Here is a 4,972-nt window from a genome sequence, read left to right on the forward strand (position 1 = left end):
GGGCAGTGCCCCGGCCCGGGTCGGCCAGTCTCACAGGTCCGGCCGGTCGGCCGGCGCGCGTTGCGTCCGCACGCCCTCCGCGCTCACTTCTGCTGCGCCAGCGCGGCGTTGAGTCGGACCACGTTCACGCCCGACTGCCCGAGGAAGCCCAGCGAGCGGCCCTCGGTGTACTTCTCGACCAGCTTCTTCAGCTGCTCGGGCGAGACGTTGCCACGGGCCTTGGCGACCCGGTCGACCTGCTGCTCGGCGTAGGCGACCGAGATGTGCGGGTCGAGGCCGGATCCGGAGGCGGTGACGGCGTCCACCGGGACGCTCGCCGGGTCGACGCCGTCGAACGCGGCGACGGCCCTGCGGCGCTCCTCGACCGTCGCGGTGAGGTCCTCGCTGGTGGGGCCCAGGTTGGAGGCGCCGGAGCTCTTCGGGTCGTGGCCGCCGGCGGAGGGCCGGGGCTGGAACCACCTCGGGTCCGGCAGCGCGACCTCGTCCGGGTCGTCCGGGTTCTGCTTGGGCAGGTCGTAGCTCTGCGCCAGCAGGCCGGAGCCGACCTCCTTGCCGTCGACCCTGACGATCGAGCCGTCGGCCTTGTCGGGGAAGGCGGCCTGGGCGATGCCGGTGACCAGCAGCGGGTAGGCGATACCGAGGATCACCGTCATCACCAGCAGCATCCGCAGGGCGGTGAGGTGCGTGCGCACGGTGGTGGGCAGGGGCTTGGACACGGGGGTTCTCCTCTCTCAGCTCAGGCCGGGGACGAACTGGACGACCAGGTCGATCAGTTTGATCCCGGCGAAGGGGACGACGAGCCCGCCGAGGCCGTAGACCCCGATGTTGCGACGCAGGAGCGAACTGGCGTCGGAGGGGCGGTACTTCACCCCGCGCAGGGCGAGCGGGATGAGGCCGACGATGACCAGGGCGTTGAAGACGATCGCCGAGGTGATCGCGGACTGCGGGCTGTGCAGGCCCATGATGTTGAGCTTGTCGAGGCCCGGGTACACCGACGCGAACATGGCCGGGATGATCGCGAAGTACTTCGCGACGTCGTTGGCGATCGAGAAGGTCGTGAGCGCGCCGCGGGTGATCAGGAGCTGCTTGCCGATCTCGACGATCTCGATCAGCTTGGTGGGGTTGGAGTCGAGGTCGACCATGTTGCCGGCCTCCTTGGCCGCCATGGTCCCGGTGTTCATCGCGACACCGACGTCGGCCTGGGCGAGGGCCGGGGCGTCGTTGGTGCCGTCGCCGGTCATCGCGACCAGCTTGCCGCCGGCCTGCTCCTTCTTGATCAGCGCCATCTTGTCCTCGGGGGTGGCCTCGGCGAGGAAGTCGTCCACGCCCGCCTCCTCCGCGATCGCCCGGGCGGTCAGCGGGTTGTCGCCCGTGATCATGACCGTCCTGATGCCCATCCGGCGCAGCTCGTCGAAGCGCTCCCGCATGCCCTCCTTGACCACGTCCTTGAGGTGGATCACGCCGAGGGCCTTCGGGGCCGCGGGGCCGGCCTTGGAGGCGACCAGCAGCGGGGTCCCGCCGGCGGCCGAGATGCGGTCGACCAGCTCGGCGACGTCCCGGCCGACGGTGCCGCCGTTCTCGGTGACCCAGGTGGTGACCGATCCCGCCGCACCCTTGCGGACCCGGTGCGGACCGTCGGGCTCGTCGAGGTCGACGCCGGACATCCGGGTCTGGGCGGTGAACGGCACCCAGGTGGCGTGCGCCAACTCGCCCTGGGCGCGGGCGCGCAGGCCGTACCGCGTCTTGGCGAGGACGACGATCGAGCGGCCCTCGGGGGTCTCGTCGGCCAGCGAGGAGAGCTGCGCCGCGTCGGCCAGCTCCTCGACCGTGACGCCGGCGGCCGGGAGGAACTCGGCGGCCTGGCGGTTGCCGAGGGTGATGGTGCCGGTCTTGTCGAGCAGCAGGGTGTTGACGTCGCCGGCGGCCTCGACCGCGCGGCCGGACATCGCCAGCACGTTGCGCTGGACCAGCCGGTCCATGCCGGCGATGCCGATCGCGGAGAGCAGCGCGCCGATGGTGGTCGGGATGAGCGCCACGATCAGGGCGACCAGCACGATCATCGACTGCGGGGCGCCCGCGTAGGTGGCCATCGGCTGCAGGGTGACGACCGCGACCAGGAACACGATGGTCAGCGAGGCCAGCAGGATGTTGAGCGCGATCTCGTTCGGCGTCTTCTGCCGGGCGGCGCCCTCGACCAGGGCGATCATCCGGTCGATGAAGGTCTTTCCGGGTTCGGAGGAGATCTTCACCACGATCCGGTCGGAGAGCACCCTGGTGCCGCCGGTCACGGCGGAGCGGTCTCCGCCCGACTCGCGGATCACCGGCGCGGACTCGCCCGTGATCGCCGACTCGTCGACGCTCGCGACGCCCTCGACGACGTCCCCGTCACCGGGGATGATCTGGCCGGCCTCGACCACGACGTGGTCGCCCAGGCGCAGCGACGCACCGGGGACCTCCTCCTCGCCCCGGCCCGCGGGCCAGCCGGTGAGCCGCCGGGCCACGGTGTCGGTCCTGGTCCGGCGCAGGGTGTCCGCCTGCGCCTTGCCACGGCCCTCGGCGACGGCCTCGGCCAGGTTGGCGAAGACCGTGGTCAGCCAGAGCCAGACGGTGATCGACCAGGCGAACACCGACGGGTCGGCTATCGCGCAGACCGTGGTGACGACGGAGCCGACCTCGACCACGAACATGACGGGGTTCTTGACCATCACGCGCGGGTCGAGCTTCTTCACCGCGTCCGGCAGGGCGGCGAGGAGCACCTTCGGGTCGAGCAGGCCGCCGGCCGCTCTGTGCGGCGCCTCGGCGGGCGCCTCCGGCCGGGGGGCCGGCTTCTCGGTCAGGGTGGAGGACATCAGGAGAGACCTTCCGCGATCGGCCCGAGAGCCAGGGCCGGGAAGTAGGTGAGGCCGACGACGATCAGGACGACGCCCGACAGCAGGCCCACGAACAGCGGCTTGTGGGTGGGCAGGGTGCCCGGGGTGGCGGGGACCGGCTGCTGCTGTGCGAGCGCGCCGGCCAGGGCCAGGACGAAGACCATCGGCAGGAACCGGCCGAACACCATGGCCAGGCCGATCGCGGTGTCGTACCAGTCGGTGTTGACCGTGATGCCGGCGAACGCCGAGCCGTTGTTGTTCGCGCCCGAGGTGAACGCGTACAGCACCTCGGAGAAGCCGTGGGCACCCGAGTTGAGCATCCCGGCCCGCTGACCCGGCAGCGCCATCGCCACACCCGTACCGACCAGCACGAGCGTCGGCGTGGTCAGGATGTACAGGGAGGCGAACTTCATCTCCCGCCCGCCGAGCTTCTTGCCCAGGTACTCCGGGGTGCGCCCGACCATGAGACCGGCCACGAACACCGCGACGATCGCCAGCACCAGCATCCCGTACAGGCCCGAGCCCACACCGCCGGGCGCGATCTCGCCCAGCATCATGTTGAACATCGTCAACCCGCCGCCGAACGCCGAGTACGAGTCGTGGAACGAGTTCACCGCACCGGTCGAGGTCAGCGTCGTCGACGCCGCGAACAGACCGGACGCCGCGATACCGAACCGCTGCTCCTTGCCCTCCAGAGCCCCGCCGGCCGCCTGCATCGCCGAACCGGCGTGCTGCGACTCGGAGAAGGTGATCAGCGCCACCGACGCCGCCCAGAACAGACCCATCACCGCGACGATCGCGTAGCCCTGCCGGTGGTCCCCGACCATCCGGCCGAAGGCCCGCGGCAACGCGAACGGGATCAGGAGGATCAGGAAGATCTCCAGGAAGTTGCTCAGACCCGTCGGGTTCTCGAACGGGTGCGCCGAGTTGGCGTTGAAGAAGCCGCCGCCGTTGGTGCCCAGCAGCTTGATGACCTCCTGCGAGGCCACCGGCCCGCCCGGGACCGACTGCGGATCGCCGACCAGCGCGGCCATCTCGTGGAAGCCGTGGAAGTTCTGCACCACCCCGGTCGCCGCCAGCACCAGGGCGAAGACGACCGCGACCGGCAGCAGCAGGCGCAGGCTGATCCGGGTCAGGTCGACCCAGAAGTTGCCGACCCGGTCCGTCCGGTTGCGGGTGAAGCCCCGGATCAGGGTGGCGACGACGGCGATGCCGACGGCCGCGGAGACGAAGTTCTGCACCGCCAGACCCGCCATCTGGGCCACGTGCCCCATCGCGGCCTCGCCGCTGTAGGACTGCCAGTTGGTGTTGGCGACGAACGAGATCGCGGTGTTCCACGCCTGGTGGCCCGGCATCTGCTCGACGCCGAGGTTCAGCAGGAGGTGGCCCTGGAGGCGGATCAGGCCGTAGAGGAAGAGGACCGAGACGGCCGAGAAGGCCAGCACCGAGCGCAGGTACACCGACCAGCGCTGGTCGGCGTCCGGGTCCACGCCGATCACCTTGTACAGGCCGCGCTCGGCTCTGAGGTGCCGGGAGGTGGTGAGGATCCGGGCGATGTAGTCGCCCAGGGGCCGGTAGCACAGGGCCAGTGCGCCCACCAGGGCGAGGACCTGCAGCCAGCCCGCGAGAGTGGAGCTCATGTCAGAACTTCTCCGGGTAGATCAGCGCCACGACGAGGTAGCCGACGAGGGCGACGGCCACGATGAGACCTGCGACGTTCTCGGCGCTCACAGCTTCTCCACCCCCCGCGCGATCAGGGCGATGACGGCGAACACGGCGACCGTGACACCGACGTAGATGAGATCGGACATGGGCTCCACCACAGTGGTTCGGAGGTGGCCGCGGCCTGCGTAGAAGGGGCGGGGCGCGGCACCGGCGGCGGGCCGGCTACGCCAGCCAACCGCCCTCACGGTGCGTCAACGGCGTTCTTGACGCCCTCCATACGGCGTACGTTCGATTGTTGACGGGCTCCATACGGGCCCGGGGGCGGCGGGGCCGGGGCTCCGTGCGTCCGGGGTCGCAGCCGGTCACGTCCGGGGTCACGGCCGGGGCCGCTGTGCCGGGTCACCCCACGGGCCCCGGACGGCCGATGCCGTCCGGGG

The 4,972-nt window shown here is 70.9% G+C and carries 4 protein-coding genes; all 4 read right to left on the reverse strand.

Features of this window, described 5'->3' with window-relative positions; all coding sequences use genetic code 11:
• Window positions 1-83: 83 nt before the first annotated feature.
• From kdpC to kdpF, 4 genes are read right to left on the reverse strand one after another with little or no spacing between them, the layout of a single operon-like run.
• A complete protein-coding gene (gene kdpC / locus ACFWOG_RS39485; RefSeq protein WP_380364449.1) occupies window positions 84-716 on the reverse strand; it encodes a K(+)-transporting ATPase subunit C in 633 nt (210 codons plus the stop codon).
• A gap of 15 nt (window positions 717-731) precedes the next feature.
• Complete coding sequence (kdpB, locus tag ACFWOG_RS39490) at window positions 732-2,849, reverse strand: potassium-transporting ATPase subunit KdpB (RefSeq protein ID WP_380364451.1); 2,118 nt, start codon at window positions 2,847-2,849, stop codon at window positions 732-734.
• Window positions 2,849-4,510 (reverse strand): potassium-transporting ATPase subunit KdpA, encoded by a 1,662-nt coding sequence (gene kdpA / locus ACFWOG_RS39495; protein ID WP_380364453.1) that lies wholly within the window; start codon window positions 4,508-4,510, stop codon window positions 2,849-2,851. The genes kdpB and kdpA overlap by 1 nt, the downstream gene beginning before the upstream one ends.
• 1 nt (window position 4,511) lies before the next feature.
• Window positions 4,512-4,601, reverse strand: coding sequence for a K(+)-transporting ATPase subunit F (kdpF, locus tag ACFWOG_RS39500; protein WP_238863773.1), 90 nt, complete (start codon window positions 4,599-4,601; stop codon window positions 4,512-4,514).
• Window positions 4,602-4,972: the final 371 nt, after the last annotated feature.

Origin of the sequence: Kitasatospora sp. NPDC058406 (assembly GCF_042722765.1) — a bacterium.
In the GTDB taxonomy this organism is placed as follows: domain Bacteria; phylum Actinomycetota; class Actinomycetes; order Streptomycetales; family Streptomycetaceae; genus Kitasatospora.

Excerpts from the sequence above, each read along its gene's own strand:
- kdpB (WP_380364451.1), bottom strand. The coding sequence starts at position 2,849 with ATGTCCTCCACCCTGACCGAGAAGCCGGCCCCCCGGCCGGAGGCGCCC.
- kdpA (WP_380364453.1), bottom strand. The coding sequence starts at position 4,510 with ATGAGCTCCACTCTCGCGGGCTGGCTGCAGGTCCTCGCCCTGGTGGGC.